The following is a 15,764-nucleotide window of genomic DNA, read 5'->3' as shown; positions in this document are numbered from 1 at the left end:
GGCCTGGCGCTGACGCGCCAGTCCGACGGGGCGGCTGACGCCGCCCCTGCGCGCCAGACGGCGCGCTAGGAGGTGCATGGGCCCCACGCGGCTGACGCCGCGCCGGGCCGGTTCGCTGTCGTCGTGCGGTAGGTCGTGGGGGGGTCGGAGGCGCTGACGCGCCGACCCCCCACGACGGGCAGGTGGTGGGTCTGGGTGGGGTGTTCGCCTCTCCCCTGGTCTGGGGTCGGGCACAACCGGGCATGGACGACCGCCGGGCTCGAGCTGCGCGACGGCGCGTTGGGACGCGGTGGTGGGTGGCCGACCCGAGCACGCACACGCCCCTCTCCCGCCCCACCAGCCCCCATTCCGCCCAACCACCCACCATCAGCCCCAACAACCCCACCCACAGCCCCACACGACCCCCAGCCAGGCCGTCACCCGACGCGCCAGCCCGCCAGACCACCCACCACGCACCACCACGCACCACCACCACAGGCCCGCCGCGGCGCGGCCCACCGAAGGCTCGACTCAGCGCGAACGAGAAGGACGCGGAGATGCCGCGACCAACCCGCGCACAGCTCACCCCACCAAGTGGCAAGTGGTGGCACAAGTGATCACACACGCAGTCACACGACCGATCGCACAAACGGTTGCACAAACGGTTGCACAAGCAGTAACACCACACCCCCCAACCACCCCACCAAACCACCCCAAACCACCCCACTAGTACCCCACGCAACCATCACCCGATCACTGGCGTGGAACCGCTACCATGCCCGCAAAAGAGACGTCTAGGGGCGGACAGCGAGGTTTCCCTTAACAATGAACACAGACCAGGCCGGCGCGCGGAAACTCCCTCACTCATTTCGCAAGACTGTCGCAACACTAGTTGGACTGCTACTAGTCGGTGTTGGCCTTCCGCTCACGGCCGCACAATCAACCACGGCATCTGCAACGGAGCTCGAGCCAGCAATAGATCGCAGCATAACGAAAACCCAAAGCGCTCGCGCTGCCTCCTCCCTAATGCTCGGTCTCAGGACCGGAACTCTGAGTGAATATTCTCCAAAAAAGCCCTATAGTCCAGACTATTACACAAGCGCGCGCGGGGTCCAAGCCTCCCCCGCCGACAATGCGACCAACCTCGGGCTAACTCCGACACTCAAAGCTCAAATGGTGTCTCCCGCCGCGGGAACCTCTTACATTCACCGGTATTTGGTATGTAAGGTGTCGGCCACCTCCTACGGCTGTGGCTCCGAGCAGCAGGTCGCCGACTCTGGATGGACGACTGCGTCGTGGCAAATCCCCTCCGGAATTCTCCAATCCAACACGACGTACCGATGGGAAGTCTCCACAGATGTGGCCGGAGACAACCCATCCGGTTCCTTCTTCAACGACTGGCGTCTCTTCTCAACGGGCGCCACCTTGACCATTCCCACGGGCAGCGCAAAAAGCGTTCAATCCGCGCCCGCAGATACGGCAATTCTCACAACAGCACGGCCCGAGCTCGCAGCGACAATCACACGCCCGTTAAGCGGCACGACATATGTGTATCAGTTCTCGGTGAGGGCAAAAGACGACTCCTTGCAATGGACGTCTGCATGGGGTTCAGCGGCGAAGATTACAATCCCGGCCAACATTCTTGACTGGAACAAGGAATACGAGTGGAGCGTCTCGATCAAAACTCAGGGCGGCATCATAGGAACGCTCTTCGACCCCAGCCGCTCGTTCTATGTAATCGTTCCTCCGTCCGGCAACACCGGTGCCGAATCTGACGCGCCAATCGACAACGGAGTCAGCACCGCAGATGGGGCCCTCACGGTTGAAAGCTCCGACGCTTCCCTAATTCTGCCCGGTGGCGACATCACCATCGGCCGCAAGTATCGAAGCGTGCAGACCGCCACTGGGGCCTTCGGCCGAGGCTGGACGTCGCTCCTCGACATGCGAGTAACAGAATCCACCGCAACCCAGACCCTCAGGGTCACATTCGCCGACGGGACCACCGAGACCTTCGGAAAAAATGGCGATGGCACCTATGCCCCTTCGCTCGGTACATCGGGGGTATCGGTGAGCAAATGCGAGGGTTGCGCGTATTGGACCGTAACCGCTGATGACGGATACTCGTACGACCTGGACTCTCTCGGACCTGTCGCCATTTCGAACCCCGCGGGAGTCAGGGCCTCGGTCGAGCGCGACACAGCCACATCTACCCCGGTCCGGATATCCTCGTCGACCAGAAGCCTCGACATCAAATGGTCAGGCGGAACCGTAAGGAGTGTCTCCGCTAACCCTGCCCCATCAGCCGGCGCGCGCGTGTGGACCTATGACTACGCGAGTTCACTCCTCACCCGAGTGTGTTCACCCCTTCAGGGCGCAGACCCCCATTGCAATACATTTCAATACAAGGACCCGACAACCACGAGCGCCATAACGAATATTCTATCGCCCTCCGGCAAAGAAACGATGGCGGTCAATTACGCATCCGCCGGAGTAGTTTCCTCGCTGGCAAAGTCCGGCCAGACGGCTCGTATCTTCACCAGAAGCACCACGGCATTGGGCGGGATAACAGTATCTGCGGTGGAGAACAATGGCGTCAATGCAAAATTGTATCAGCTCGACGCTTTTAACCGAATCGTCCGGCAAGAGGATGCGTTAGGTGGGGTACAACGCTGGGAATACGACGACTATGGTCGCCTGCTGAAGTATTTCGACGAAGCTGGCGGCGGCCTTGCCTTCGACTACGACGACGCGGGCCACATCACCCGACGAAGCACCTGGCGCGAACCTGACAAGTACACAAGTCAGTGCTACAGCTACCACGAATCAAACGACGCCAGGAGCGGCAAACTCCGCTCGGTATCGGATCCGCGATACTTGTCTTGCGACGACCCTCTCGTCTCTTACGAGTACGACGAAGAAGGGAGACTCAGCGAGGAGATCATTGGTGAGCAGGCGAACGCGGAAGATGCCCCGCGAACGCGTTACACCTACTCCGAGGGCACCACTGCTGTGCCACGAGGAAGACTCTCGGCGGTCGAGCTGCCGTCCGGAGCAAAAACGATCTATACGTACGGAACTAGTGGGTTCCTCACCAGCTACAAGAATCCAGACGGTCTAGAGACCGCGTACACCTACGACGCCCTCGGCCGCGCCACGAGCGTTCGCACATCTGGTCCGGGCGTCGTTGGCGGCACCACAGTCCTCACGTGGAACGACGACAATTCCCCCGAGTCCATCACAGAGCCGGGTGTTGTCGATGTCTCTGGTGCCGAACGGCAGGTGAAGTACCTGATCGTTCGCGACGGGGACGGGAACGTCACCGAAACGCGCGCTTCCGACGTAGTCAGCGGAGCGGAACTCCCCGCAACCCGCGTGCTCTATGACTCGGCGGGGCGTGTCATAGAGCGCCTCCTACCCGGCGGAGGAAAGGAGACGCTGCGGTACGACGAGCATGGTCGCCTGTCTAGCGTCGTCGACGCCTCTGGAGCTGCAAATCGAACCGAGTACGACGCGCTCAGCCGACCTATCTCGACGACACTGGCCGATTATGTTGACCCGGTCACGGGCAAAACGCGCGACGTCATTCTCAGTGAGATCGAGTACACCCCCACCGGCCTGGCTGCACAGGTACACCAGGTCGGTGAGCCAGTCCGACACTTCACCTACCAGCTCGACGGATCGCTCACCAAGGTGACGGCGGATGGAGCGGGAGGTGACGGGAACGACGTGATCGAGTTTGAGGGTGAGTATGACGAGCTGGGCAACCTCATCTCACGAAAGACGCCGAGCACCGAGTTTCCCACCACCTACTCGTACGACAAGACTGGGCGCGTCTCTGAAGTTAGCCAAGGATTCAGTCTGAGGACTGTCTTCACCTACACGCCCGGCGGTCTGCGTAGTTCGGCAACGTCATACTCGTCGGGCAATGTCGTAGCCAAGAACGAATACGCATACAACATGGCTGGCCGTCTATCGTCAACGACAAGCGGTTTCGGAGAATCGACCTCAACCTCCTGGTACGACTACGACGCCCTCGGCCGGATCACCCGGTCGGTCGATCCCCGTGCCGCGGGTCCGACAGATTCCGAGTGGTCTACCGATTACGCATACGATGCGCTGGGTGACTTGACGAGCGTCACCTATCCGATGGTTGTTGCGTCGGGCGCGGCGCAGCGTCCAAAGCTCAAGTACTCCTACGACGCGGTCGGACGCCTCGAAGCGGTTGTGGCCCCCGACGGTACCCGTCAAGAAGTGGTGTATGACGAGGCCGGGCGAATCGCTGAGGCCCTTGAGCCATCGGTTCTAATGTCGGACGGTACAAGTCGCCGTCCCGCGACTTCGTGGCAATATGACGACTCCGGTCGTGTCATCGCAGAAACGCGACCAGACGGCGCCACGACACGATTCGAGTACGACGGCGCAGGACGCGTGGTGCGTCGACACGATCCCGCGACCACTGGTGGCGACGAACGAACGACCATGATCAGGTGGTCCGACGCTGGCGCTCCTCTCGAGGCGATCGACGCCTCCGGTAGGAAGCGGACGTGGTCTTACGATCAGGCGGGCCGGATATCAGATTCCACTGTTTGGGACCACGAGAACGGTTTCACGACGACCTACAGATATGACGACTCCGGCCGCCTAGTGGAGACGATTTCTCCCGACGGGAGTTCGTCAACCACGACGTATGACTATCGCGGCCTCCGCGAATCGGAGACCGACGCCGACGGTATTACCACTCGCTACCTATATGACGCGCTCGGAAAGCTGACCCGGAGTTCCGGAGTATGGGCGTCCAGCATCATCGAGTACAATGAGCTCGGCCTGCCGGTAAAGACGAGCCGTGAAGCGCTCGGTGGAGAAGTACTCGACACCAGCAGCTCCGTGTACGACAAGGCCGGAAACGTTACGTCCACTTCCGGGCCATTGGGAACAGGTGCCGCCTGGACCTGGGACGCACTCAACCGAGTGACAAGTGAGTCCGCTGCCAACGGTGACTCTTGGACTTTGAGTTACGGCGAAGACGGGGCGCTCGAGATGGCCGTCAATCCACTCGGACGTGCCACGACCATCGACCGCGATGCTCTGGGTAGGCCGATCAGGGTGACCGAACCTTCGACCTCCGCGCACCCAGATCCCGGCGACCGAACATGGAACACGACGTACGACATCATCGGGAATCCGATTGCAGAAACGCAGCCTGGCGGCGTGACGATCGAGCGCCAGTTCGATGTCGACGGGAACCTCCTACGCGAAGAAGGCTCAGGCGGGGGAACGGTCCCAGCCACTCGATCCTTCACATACGACCCTGTGGGTCGCGTCGTCAGCGCGAGCCACCCGGACGGCGAGATTGGTTTCGAGTACGACGGACGGGGACTCCTCACGTCATCAACCGGTGGAGCCGGCTCCTCGACACTCGCTTATGACGCAGTCGGGCGCCTCTCCTCATGGACCGACGAGGCGGGAGATGGTGCCGCCACATGGACGCCCGCTGGACGGCTCGAGAGCGTTACGGCCGGTGGCGGTGAACGAGGTTTCAGCTACGACAGTTCTGGGAACCTTGCGGAGGAGTCTGGGCCGGACTGGTCCCGGACATACACCCGCGATCCGCTGGGTCGGGTCACCAAAGTTTCCGCTACAGGACCGAGCAAGCGGTATCAGTGGTCGGGCGCCTACGACCAGGCGGGCCGTCTCGTCGAAGAGACAGTCGCCCCCACGCAGGCCGCTGGAGCAGGGACCACCACCTACCGATATGACGAACTCTCGCGCCTCGTAGGATGGACAGGTCCGGACACAGTCGGCCATAACCAGGCATTCGATGGAGCCGGCAATCTCACGTCCGTCGACAGCAAGCGATTCACATACGACGATCGGAACCGCTTGCTGTCCGACGGGGACGCCGCTTACACCTGGCACGCGAACGGCGACCGCGCGAGCATGCTGAGAGCCAGCACAACGACCGAGTATGAGTTCGACGGCCTCGGCCGCATGACCTCCGCAGGAGATGAGGATCTCACCTACGACGCCTTCGGCCGAATAGCGGCCGACGGCACGAGCGTGTTCAAGTATCGCGGCAAGGACTCCGAACCCGTCGTCACCGGCTCCACGGCCTGGCAACGCGTCGGCGCGAGGATCCTCTCGACCGACGGCGACGTCGTGGTTCAGAATCAACGAGGAGACCTCGTCGCCCGCGAGAGCGCCGCCGGCGACCTTACCTCGAGCACCGACTACTCCCCGTGGGGTGCCTCACCAGACCTGACCGCAACCCTCGGGTTCCAGGGGCAATGGACCTCCGACCAGGGTCTCGTCCATATGGGGTCCCGGTGGTACGACCCGAGCTCGAGCTCGTTCGTCTCAAGAGACTCGGCAAAGGTCCCCCTCTCGCAGGGCAACCGCTATGCGTATGCCGCGGGCAACCCCATCACAGGAACCGACAACACCGGGCAGTTCGCACCTCCCGTTCTCGTCGCTCCAATCCTCGCCCCAGCAGCAGCGGCCGCCGCAGCTTCGGGACCTCCCGGATGGCTGATCGGCGGTGCCGTCGTGGGCGTGGCAGCAGCCGGGTACGTCGGCTGGAGCGCCTACCAATGGTCCCAGCGTCCCGGTGTCCCCGAGTTTGACTACTCCCCCGGCAGGTACGGCTATTCCGGCGCGAGCCACGGATATAGCAGCCCTGGATCCGAGTTCAACTACTCGAGCTACCCCACAACGTACGGCGGCACCAGCTACAACTACTATGGAGGGACATCCCGCTACCGCGACTTTGCGCCCTGGGATCTTTCGGACCTCGCAGGCCACAACGGCGACTGGGGGCTTTCCGACGCATGGTCCAAGAACTGGGATGTACTCGACAACCTGACGTTCGACGACCTCGCAGGCCCCAACGGCGACTGGGGCCTCTCCGACGCATGGTTCAGGAACTGGGATGTACTCGACAACCTGACGTTCGACGACCTCGCAGGCCCGAACGGAGACTGGGGCCTTTCTGACGCATGGTTCAAGAGCATGGATCGGACGATCTCCATACTCCGCAACCTGACGTTCGACGACCTCGCAGGCCCGAACGGAGACTGGGGCCTCTCCGACGCATGGTTCAAGAGCATCGATCAGACGATCTCCAAACTCGACAAGATTCAATTCGAAATGTCTGGGTTGGACTTGTGGGGCGACGAGCTAGAGCTCCGCGACGCAACCCCGGTGTATATCAGGTCTTCTCCTGGATCATCATGGGCAGATTCGACTGGCACAATCCCGTTGAACTCGGCAGAGATCTGTGCGCGAGCGGCCGCGTCTTTGTGTGAAGCAGTCAATGCCGGAACCAACGTCGGGCACTCGCCGGTCGATCTCAAGACGACACTGGTCCCCCGGGCCTCAGTACCGGCAGATCCTGCAGGGGTCACCGGCATTCGCCCTGCCCCGACGCACTACAGTGCGCCGGAGATCAACCAGTCCGCGGCCTACGACTATCAGCGCCAGCGTACTGGCATGCTCGAGTTCGAAGTGAGTGGCGGTGGAGAGTCCATCTGGGCCGACGGCGTTGAGGGTTCCACTCTTGTTGACACTAAGTACGTCACCAACCCTAAGAGCAGCCCCTACACCGGAACGGGACCGCGCTTTCTTCAAGACGGGGTACGAGAGGAACTCCGCCGCTATGGCGAGGTAATCGCCGACCCACGCACCCCCTACGACAACCTCGAACTCGTAACGAACGACGAAACTGCGGCAACCTTCCTCGGCGAACTCTTGGAAGAGTATGATGTCCCGGGGAGAATCACACTCGACCCCTAAGGCGCATTCGTGTAGTTCGCTGAGCTGGTGACTAGCCTCGCGCGCGGCGTTCCATGCGTTGTCCACGAAGGGCACGCCGTAGCCGAAGTGGAAGTCGGACTTCCAACGCTCTTGGCGCATCGGGTGGTGAAGTCGATCTGGAGCGTGCCGGCAGGAAGGTCCATGGGTGCCTCGCATGATTCAAGGCGGCTGGTCAGGCCACCGTGTGGTTGGTGTTCCTGACACTACCGGCCGCCGCTGACGCCCGAGGCCGGTTCGACCCTGGATCAGGGGGCACGGGGTGCCCTGGTCCAGGGTGGCGGTCTCTCCGCCCGCCCCGCCCGCCGCGAGCGCCGCGAGCGGGCGGGGTGGGGCCACTCAGGCGGGGGGCTCGGGTGTGCCGGTGGGGGCCTGGTTGGTGTCGAGGGCGTCGAGGATTTGCAGGGCCATGGCGCGCACGCGCTCGGCGGTGGAGCGCACGACGTTGGCCGGGTCGGTGCCGGTGGTGGTGGCCCATCCGGCGACGTATGGGACGGTGTAGCCGCTGGTGTCGAGGTCGTGCGCGGCGGCGACCATGAGGGCGACCGACTCGGCTTCGACTTCGGCGATGCCGCGGTGGCGGGGCGCGTCGGTCAGGAGGCCGTCGACGTCGTCGCGGGTGGTGCCTTGCAGGACGTGAGCGAGCTCGTGGGTGAGGGTCTTCACGCGGGCGGCGTCGTCCATATCGGTGCGCACGTGCACGGTCTTGTGGCCGTGGTGGGTGAGGCCGTTGGCGCCGCGGATCTCTGCGGCGCCAGCGGCGGTGTGCTGCGTGTAGCCGTGGGCGGTGGCCTGGGCGGCGAGGCCGTCCCAGAGCCCGGCGGGGGCTTCGCCCTGCAGCAGCTGGGGGCGGGGCTGTTCGGGCAGCGGGCCCCCCTCGGTTGCTGAGACGTTCCACACGTACGCCACGCGGCTGCCGACCATTCGCGAGCGCGCGGTCTCTCCTGGGGCCGGCTTGGCGCCCTTGGCCAAGCGGTACCAGGACGCGGGGTCCTTCGGGTTCGCGGAAGCGAACCTCGCGGTGACGGGGGCGAGGATCTGGTATCCGCGCTTGCCCTTGCTCACGTGCCGGCCGAGAGCCTTCCACTGCTGGAATCCGGCAACGTAGGTCGGTTCGGGCGCGGTCGTCTCCCCTGCCTCGAAGGCGGCGACGTGCTGCATCCAGATCAGCAGCGTGTTGTTGAACGAGCGGGTCCGGAACCGGGCCGCGAAGCGCATGGCGCGGATCCAGTCGTCACCGGTTACCAGCGCGCTCACAGCCTCGTCTAGGCGCTTGTGCACCTCGACGAGCCGGGCGTCGCGCTCGGCGTTCTTAGCGCTCGTGGTCGGGGTCTGGGCGCGGGTGCGGGTGGCAGTCGTCATGTCCCCTCCTGGGGGTGGGGCTTTGGGGCGGCTGGTCAGGCCACCGGGTGGTTGGTGATCGATCTTGCGGTGAAGGTGTGGGCCGCCTGCCGCCGGCGGCCTCAGGGGGCCGCGTCGCCGTCCGGCACGACGCGGACCACCTGGGTGTCCGGGGGCATCCACAACTGCTGGTTGCGGTAGTAGATCCAGGCGTACACGCCGCCTCCGCCGTGGCGAAGGACGGTGCCGTGCTCGGGCACCGTGCCGCGCGGGAGCGTGAAGTGGGTACCGCGCGGCAGGGTGTCAACGCGGCAGGTGCGGGCAGCAGTCGTCGTGGTCATGACCCCTCCGAGGGGGCTCGAGGTAGCTGGTCAGGCCACCGGGTGGTTGGTGTTCATGACGCTACCTGCCGGAGCCGACAGCGTTCGCCGCGCACACCGCACACGCGCGCATGGGCTGGTCGGGCCGCAGGCCTCGAGGCGGTAGAACGCGGCGGGCGTCCCGCAGTTGTCGCATTGTCCGTGCTGGGTGGACCACTGGAACACGACGACCCCGGCGGGGCCGTCGATGGTGCGCTCGTGCAGCACGTCAATCTCCCGTCCTCTCGCCGCGCAGAAACTGCTGGAACTCCATGACTTGGTAGGCGTACCCGTCGTCGGCCTCGCCTAGGTCGTCGGCGATGGGTTGCCCGTCGGCTGTGATGTCGGTCCAGAGGCGTTCGGTGACGGCGTAGTCGAGCGACCTCACGTCGTCCTCGAGGTAGGCCTCCTTGGCCGCTGCCAGGCTGTCGCGGGTGGTGATGACGGTGCGCTGGACCGTCTCTGTGACGGTGAACTGGTACTCAGGCATTGGGCTCCTCCTGGGGGAACTCGGGGCGGTTCACCGGGTGAGGCCGGGCGGGAGCAGGTCCTCGGCGGCGAGCGCCGCGTTGGCGGCGTCGGCCGGCGAGTTGCCGCTGACGTGCTCGGCGCGCCAGTCGAAGTCGGCAAGGTCGGCGTGCGTGACGCCGTAGCGGCGGCGCAGGTAGAGGTCGACGAGGTACATGAACGCGCCGAACATCTCGCCGTACCGGGCGCCGTAGGACGCCAGCCGGCCACCCTCGCGAACGTCCCGCAGCAGGGCGGCGCGCTTGGCCGGGTCCATGTGCGTGTGCAGCCACAGCTCGGCCATGGGAATCACCTCGAGCTTCGAGTCGGAGCGGGTGGTCAGCCCGCCGGGTTGGTGTCTCCCACGCTACCGGCGTCCTCCCATGTCGCAGGCGGTCTAGCCCCGGGGCAGGTGGCATGGGGTGCCTGCCCCCGGAGGGATTGGGGCCAGGGCCAGGGCCAGGGCTCCACACACCCAGGGGTCAGGCGGCGGTGCCTTCGAGCCAGTCGCGGTCCTCACGTCCCTCGATGTACTTGCCTCCGGGCTGGTCAACCCTCACCGTCGGCGTCTCTGTGACGAGTGGCCTCTCGGCGCTGGCGCGGACGCTGTCGGCGATGATGGCGTGGCCTGAGCCCGCTGGACGCGCGCCCCCTGGGTGCGGGAACGCCCCGCCCCCCGCTGGTCGGGGTGGCGGGGCGTTCGGCCGCTTTGGGGCATCGTGCGGCCCTTGGCCGAGCGGTCTCAGAGATGCCGCTTGAGTACCTCGATCTTCTTCTCGATCAGCGCCACCTCTTCCAGGCTGGTCGCGCCGGCCAGCTGCTTGAGCTGGATCGCGAGGAGCGATTCGACCTGCTCGTTGATCGCCATGCGTCTCTCCTGTCTCGTGGTCGACCAGGTGTCGACTTCAACCCGCGGACGCGGGCCTCACATGTACGGGTCCCATCCTGTGTACGTGTCTCCGAGAGCGGACCACGCGTTCTCAAGGTCCGTCGCCTGCCAGCAGTCGCCGCCCTGGAAGCACGCCGTGTCCACCTCACCACCGATGCCAGACACCTCATCCACGGCGCCAGCGGTCTCCTGCACGAGGTCAGCAACCTCCGCAGGGGGCTCCCCCATGTACGAGTCCGCTTCGGGCAGGGTCGCGTCCCAGAACGTCACTGACGCCACGTTCCCCAGGATGCCCATGCTGAACAGCAGGGTCTGGCAGGCGACGTCGCCACCGGTCGCGGTGTCGGCCGTGCAGTCGCCGTCATCCCACAGGGCCTGCATCTCGTCGTAGGCGTCGCTCTGCTTCTTGACGAGGGCCGCCCACGCTTCGGGCGTCGCCGCCGGGGTCGCGGTGACGGTCACGGTCGGGGCCGGTGCGGCGGCCTCCTCCGCACCAGAGCATGCGGTCAGAACCAGGGCCAGGGGGGCGACTGCCAGGACCGCGCGTGTCCAACTATTCACCTGCGCATCCTCGCGGCTCACGCCCTCACACCTCCACGCTCACGCGGGTGAAGTCCGGCGGCCGGGCCCGTAGGTCCCCCCCACCACACACATGCCTGGGTGATGGTGAGGGTGCGGGCCTCTCAGATACGGATGGGCACCATCCGGGCAGCCTCGTCGACGATCGGCGGGTAGGCGACGACGGGCATGGCCTCGTCGATCGTCAGCAGGTAGATGCCACGCCGTGCGTCGAGAGCGCACAGGGCGTCGGGTGAGACTGCGCCGCACCCGCTGCGGGGGCCGATGTGCAGGGTGTAGAGGTGCGCCGCGGCATCGTCCACGTCCTCGGCGATCGTCGCCGCGAGCGCCGCTGTGTTGCCCTGTGCGTCGGCCCAGGACGTGACGACGAGCCAGTCCCCCTGGTCGGATGCCTCGAGGTGCACGTGCGTTGCCTGGGGGTGGGTCTCGCGGACGGTGCGGGCGATCAGTGACGCTGCGGTCCGCATCTCGGCGATCGTCGCCCAACGAACAAGGCTCGACAGGTGCTCGACGTTCGCGGCGTCCAGTCGGATTTCGGGTGTGCGGTGCATAGCCCCTCCTGCGGGGTGTCAGGGTGGCTGGTCAGGCCACCAGATGGTTGGTGCTCCCGACGTTACTGCTGGCCACCCACGAAAACGGCCTTGTCTATGCGACCGCGGTCGCTGGGACAGGGGGCATGGGGTCCCGCTGTCCCAGGGGGACGGTCTGCGAACGAGCAAGAGTTGCGAACGGACGCTCTGCTCCGGGTCGAGGAACGAGACTGCGGGTCAGATCCATTGAACAGGCGACGAGGCCAAGGCCGGGCGGCCACACGTCAGGTTCACCCGGTCGCTCAGCACCTGCGGCGGCAGCGCCCCGTACCTTGACCACCGTGGAGGAACCTGTGACCGCCAGCCCCGCCAGACCCACCGGCCGCTCGCCCATGCTCCCGATCGTCCTCACCGCCGTCGGATGCCTCGTCGTCGGCGGTGTCATCGGCGCGGCCGCGACGTACTCGCTCACCGCGGCGGCCGACGACCATCCGGAGCGCGCGCCCGCGGTGACCTCCCTCGACCAGGTGCCCGCCACGCTCCAGGTGGCGGCGTCGTGTGACGGCGGCGGGGCCATCTGGGACCAGACCACCACGGTGGCCCCCGAGGCCATCGCCGTTGGCTCCGACGCGACCGACACCTACTCGCAGGACGCCTACTCGGTGGCCCGGTGCGTCGCGATCGACACCGGCCTGACGCCCCCGGGCGACACCAGCGAGCTCGACAACGCGCTCACCGAGTGGCAGGACAACCCCGGAGACGTCACCCGCACCTGGAACGGCTGGACCCTGACGATCAGGTCCGGCGAGGACGGCGGCTCCGTGGTCGAGTTCACCGCCGGCTCATGACGAAGCAGCTCCCCGAGCACGGGGCCTGGAAGCCGAAGCCGTCCTCGGAGGACTGGACCGTCGGCCCGCAAGCGCGCCGCCCGACGCCGCCGGCCACGGTCAGCGGGTACCTCGAGCACTACGACCGCACCGGCGAGTACCCACCCCGCGCGGACGACCCGCGGAACGCGTCGATACGCGCGGCCGCCGACGCGCTGCTCGCCGCGCGTGCGCCGGCGGCCGACGCTGTCGAGCCTGCACCCGTCGACACCGCCAGCGACGGCGCATCTAAGGGATGGCGCATCGTCGCAGGCGTGGCCGCGGTGCTGGCCGTGCTGTGGTGGCTCAACCAGGGCGACGAGGATGGGGGCCGTTCCACCTGGCCGGACGAGCCGCAGTGCTCGCTCTCCCAGCCGCAGAACTGCTGAGGAGTCCCCCGCGCGGCATGGCGTGAAGCAGCGACGACGCCCGTACCTTGACGACCGAAGGAACCCCATGACCATCGCACGATCGTTCGCGGCGACCACTGCGGCCGTCCTGATGCTCGCCCTCACGGCGTGCAGCGAGCCAGCCGAGGCGCCGGCCGAAGCATCGCCCGCGGTCGAGCTGACATGCGGCGACGCCCCGCCCACCTGGATCGACCGCACCGAAGCGCCGGACTTCACGGCGACCTGGGAGACGCACGAGGACTGCGCCGTCTCCGGATGGCGCGATGGCGACCGCACCAACCTCGAGAACGACGTCATGACAACTCTCGGGGCCAACGTTGTCGGGCAGGTCGTTCCCGACGAGGAAGCGTTGACGCCCATCTACGAGCTATGCGCCACCGCGGCCCGCGTGCCCCCAAACCCGCCTGCGAACGACCTCGACGCCACGCAGCGCCTCGAGCTGCGTGATCAGATCATCGCCATGCTCACCCTCTGCTCCGACCACCCCCACGCCGTGACCTACACGCAGCAGATGACGGACCTCGGGGACTTCTCGTGACCATGAGCGAGGAGGAGCGCGCCGCTTTCCGCGCTGCCGCCGCGACCACGATCCGGGTCGAGGCGGCACGAGCCTCGATCACGCAGAGCGTGCTCGCCGAGCGCGCCGGTGTGTCGACGGGCGCCATCTCGTACTACTGGCACGGAACTCGGGAGCCGCGCCTGTCGGACGCGGCGGGGATAGCCGAGGCGTTGGGCCTGGACATGGTCGAGTTCACACGCCTGATCGTTGTCGAGCTCGCGCGCGGCCAGGAGCCGACCGCCGGGTGAAGATGCAGGGCGGCTCGCACGCGCCGTCGCGGAATATCGCGGCACGATCGGCGCATGTCCACCTAGGAGTATCTGCCCGTCGTGGTCATGAGGCGTCACACGTACTCGCGAAGGCGAGGTAGGACGGCCGCGAGCTCTTCGAAGAGGTCGGGCCAGCCGCGGCGGAGCCATGTGATGCGTCCTTCGGTGAGGTGGGAGCCGTCGAGCATGGTGGACACCCGTAGGGCGTGCTCGGGGGCTCCGAGGCGCTGCAGCTTGGCGTAGACGGGGTTGGCCGGCAGCTTCTGGCGGGCGATGTACGTCCAGACCTCTTCGGTGGACCAGTCCCAGGCGGGGCCGTAGGCGACGGTGCCGTCGTTGCGGGCGACCCGGCCGCCGTGGTGCGCGCGGCGCTCCTGGGGGCTGCTGCAGGGGCGTGGGCATGTGCAGGGGTGGCGGCGCAGGGCGTTGGTGTACGCCGCTGCGCGGCCGCGGGCTTCGGCTGCTCGCACGCCCCAGATCTCGCCGGGCCCGTGGGCACGGTGCGCAGCGGCGGCAGGTTCGGTGATCAGGACGGTGTGCATGTCCGGCACGGCCTGATCGGGGGCGGTGTGGTCCCACCCGCCGGCGCTGGCCATGAGCTCGAGGGCTCCGGCGCTGGGCGCCATGACGTGCAGGTTGAGGTCCCATGCCTCGGCAAGGTCCACGAGGTAGGCGTACGTCTCGGGGTATTCCAGCCCCGAGTCGAAGAACACGACCGGGACGTCGGGGACAGCCTGGTGGGCGAGGTGGAGGGCGACGAGGGAGTCCTTGCCGCCGGAGAACGCGACGTAGCCCTCGTGGGCGTCCAGGTGGGTGCGGATGCGGTCGCGCACCAGCGGCAGGTCGCGGGTGGTGGCGCGCAGGGCGCGCAACGCCTGCACGTTGAGGCCGGGGTTCGCGGTGGTCATGACAGCAGGGCCGGTAGGTGGAGCTCGTGCTGCCGGGCGGGGTGCATGTAGGGCGGGCGGATGCCGGCGCGCCCGACGCTGGTGTCGGGCGCGCCGACGATCTGGCGGCGACAGTGGTCTGGGGTGGGGCGTCCGAGCGTGCCGTCGGGGTGCAGATGCGCGGCGGTCAGCACGTCGAGGTCGGGTGCCGGCTCGACGTCCCAGCGCAGCACGTGGCCTTCGCCGCTGGTGCGCTTCTTGCCGATGCTGCGCTCGTCGGAGAGTAGGTCTGCCACGGCGTCGGGGTCTCCGACCGCATGCCAGGTGAGCGTGCCGCACGCGGTCACCAGCAGCGGCATGCGGCGGGCGCGGTAGCGACCCTGGCGCCCAGAGATCACCTTTGGCAGCGATGGGGCCACCTGTTCGAGCTCGCGCTCGTCGACCTGTCCCGTCCAGGTGTGCACGTCGGGACGGTCGGCCACTCGGTCAGGGTGCGCGCAGGTCGCCGCCCAGTGCCATGGGCCGTCCTCCGGCTCGCACCGCGCGAGCGGCAGGTCGAGGTCCGGCGGGGCGTCATTCTCAAGGGCGCGTGTGTACTCGCGTCCCGCGGCGCGTGCCTCCGCCTTCTGGCGCTCCCACAGCTGAGAGGCCAGCAGGCCGTCGAGCGCGATCCCCCACGGGGCCGCCTGCCCGACGCCGGCGGCCATGTGAGCCTGCACCCGCATCGGGACGAACTTGCCGCTCATCGTGCTCCACCTACCCGGTCGCAGCGCACGCACACCG

At 66.5% G+C, this 15,764-nt stretch carries 14 protein-coding genes; 5 read left to right on the top strand and 9 right to left on the bottom strand.

The features are described 5' to 3' along the window. Positions 1-1,206: 1,206 nt before the first annotated feature. Entirely contained in the window at positions 1,207-7,767 is a 6,561-nt protein-coding gene (locus ACFQ80_RS06075; protein ID WP_430562976.1) for an RHS repeat-associated core domain-containing protein, read from the top strand. Between the two features lie 357 nt (positions 7,768-8,124). On the opposite strand, the gene ACFQ80_RS06070 is transcribed toward ACFQ80_RS06075, so the two are convergent. The 7 genes from ACFQ80_RS06070 to ACFQ80_RS06040 all read right to left on the bottom strand — a co-directional run bounded on the left by ACFQ80_RS06070 (position 8,125) and on the right by ACFQ80_RS06040 (position 12,011). Beyond that, on the bottom strand, positions 8,125-9,147 hold the full coding sequence (locus ACFQ80_RS06070) for an ArdC family protein (RefSeq protein ID WP_430562975.1): 1,023 nt from the start codon (positions 9,145-9,147) through the stop codon (positions 8,125-8,127). Between the two features lie 101 nt (positions 9,148-9,248). Then, positions 9,249-9,467, bottom strand: a complete 219-nt coding sequence (locus tag ACFQ80_RS06065; protein ID WP_430562974.1) for a hypothetical protein — start codon at positions 9,465-9,467, stop codon at positions 9,249-9,251. Between the two features lie 247 nt (positions 9,468-9,714). Further along, positions 9,715-9,975 carry a hypothetical protein gene (locus tag ACFQ80_RS06060; protein WP_430562973.1) on the bottom strand — a complete coding sequence of 87 codons (261 nt, stop codon included), beginning with the start codon at positions 9,973-9,975 and terminating at the stop codon, positions 9,715-9,717. A gap of 30 nt (positions 9,976-10,005) precedes the next feature. Then, positions 10,006-10,296, bottom strand: a complete 291-nt coding sequence (locus ACFQ80_RS06055; protein WP_430562972.1) for a hypothetical protein — start codon at positions 10,294-10,296, stop codon at positions 10,006-10,008. Between the two features lie 438 nt (positions 10,297-10,734). Continuing rightward, a complete protein-coding gene (locus ACFQ80_RS06050; protein ID WP_430562971.1) occupies positions 10,735-10,860 on the bottom strand; it encodes a hypothetical protein in 126 nt (41 codons plus the stop codon). A 57-nt stretch (positions 10,861-10,917) separates the two neighbouring features. Beyond that, positions 10,918-11,463, bottom strand: coding sequence for a hypothetical protein (locus ACFQ80_RS06045; RefSeq protein ID WP_430562970.1), 546 nt, complete (start codon positions 11,461-11,463; stop codon positions 10,918-10,920). Positions 11,464-11,564: 101 nt separating this feature from the next. Then, complete coding sequence (locus ACFQ80_RS06040; protein WP_430562969.1) at positions 11,565-12,011, bottom strand: hypothetical protein; 447 nt, start codon at positions 12,009-12,011, stop codon at positions 11,565-11,567. A 332-nt stretch (positions 12,012-12,343) separates the two neighbouring features. On the opposite strand from ACFQ80_RS06040, the gene ACFQ80_RS06035 reads away from it, so the two are divergent. From ACFQ80_RS06035 to ACFQ80_RS06020, 4 genes are all read left to right on the top strand, one after another. Then, positions 12,344-12,838: a hypothetical protein gene (locus tag ACFQ80_RS06035; RefSeq protein WP_430562968.1), complete on the top strand. Its 495-nt coding sequence runs from the start codon at positions 12,344-12,346 to the stop codon at positions 12,836-12,838. Then, positions 12,835-13,245 carry a hypothetical protein gene (locus tag ACFQ80_RS06030; protein WP_430562967.1) on the top strand — a complete coding sequence of 137 codons (411 nt, stop codon included), beginning with the start codon at positions 12,835-12,837 and terminating at the stop codon, positions 13,243-13,245. The genes ACFQ80_RS06035 and ACFQ80_RS06030 overlap by 4 nt, the downstream gene beginning before the upstream one ends. Positions 13,246-13,312: 67 nt before the next feature. Then, positions 13,313-13,804 carry a hypothetical protein gene (locus ACFQ80_RS06025; protein ID WP_430562966.1) on the top strand — a complete coding sequence of 164 codons (492 nt, stop codon included), beginning with the start codon at positions 13,313-13,315 and terminating at the stop codon, positions 13,802-13,804. A gap of 2 nt (positions 13,805-13,806) precedes the next feature. Further along, positions 13,807-14,073: a helix-turn-helix domain-containing protein gene (locus ACFQ80_RS06020; protein WP_430562965.1), complete on the top strand. Its 267-nt coding sequence runs from the start codon at positions 13,807-13,809 to the stop codon at positions 14,071-14,073. 95 nt (positions 14,074-14,168) lie between these two features. Here ACFQ80_RS06020 and ACFQ80_RS06015 read toward each other — a convergent pair whose 3' ends face one another. Next, positions 14,169-15,002 (bottom strand): phosphoadenosine phosphosulfate reductase family protein, encoded by an 834-nt coding sequence (locus tag ACFQ80_RS06015; protein WP_430562964.1) that lies wholly within the window; start codon positions 15,000-15,002, stop codon positions 14,169-14,171. Then, positions 14,999-15,727, bottom strand: a complete 729-nt coding sequence (locus tag ACFQ80_RS06010) for a hypothetical protein (RefSeq protein ID WP_430562963.1) — start codon at positions 15,725-15,727, stop codon at positions 14,999-15,001. Before ACFQ80_RS06010 ends, ACFQ80_RS06015 begins: the two co-directional genes overlap by 4 nt. Between the last annotated feature and the right edge of the window lie 37 nt (positions 15,728-15,764).

This window comes from Isoptericola sp. NPDC056578, from assembly GCF_042793275.1.
In the GTDB taxonomy this organism is placed as follows: domain Bacteria; phylum Actinomycetota; class Actinomycetes; order Actinomycetales; family Cellulomonadaceae; genus Isoptericola.
Note: the sequence above shows the minus strand (reverse complement) of the source record. Positions and strands in the feature narration are given on the sequence as shown.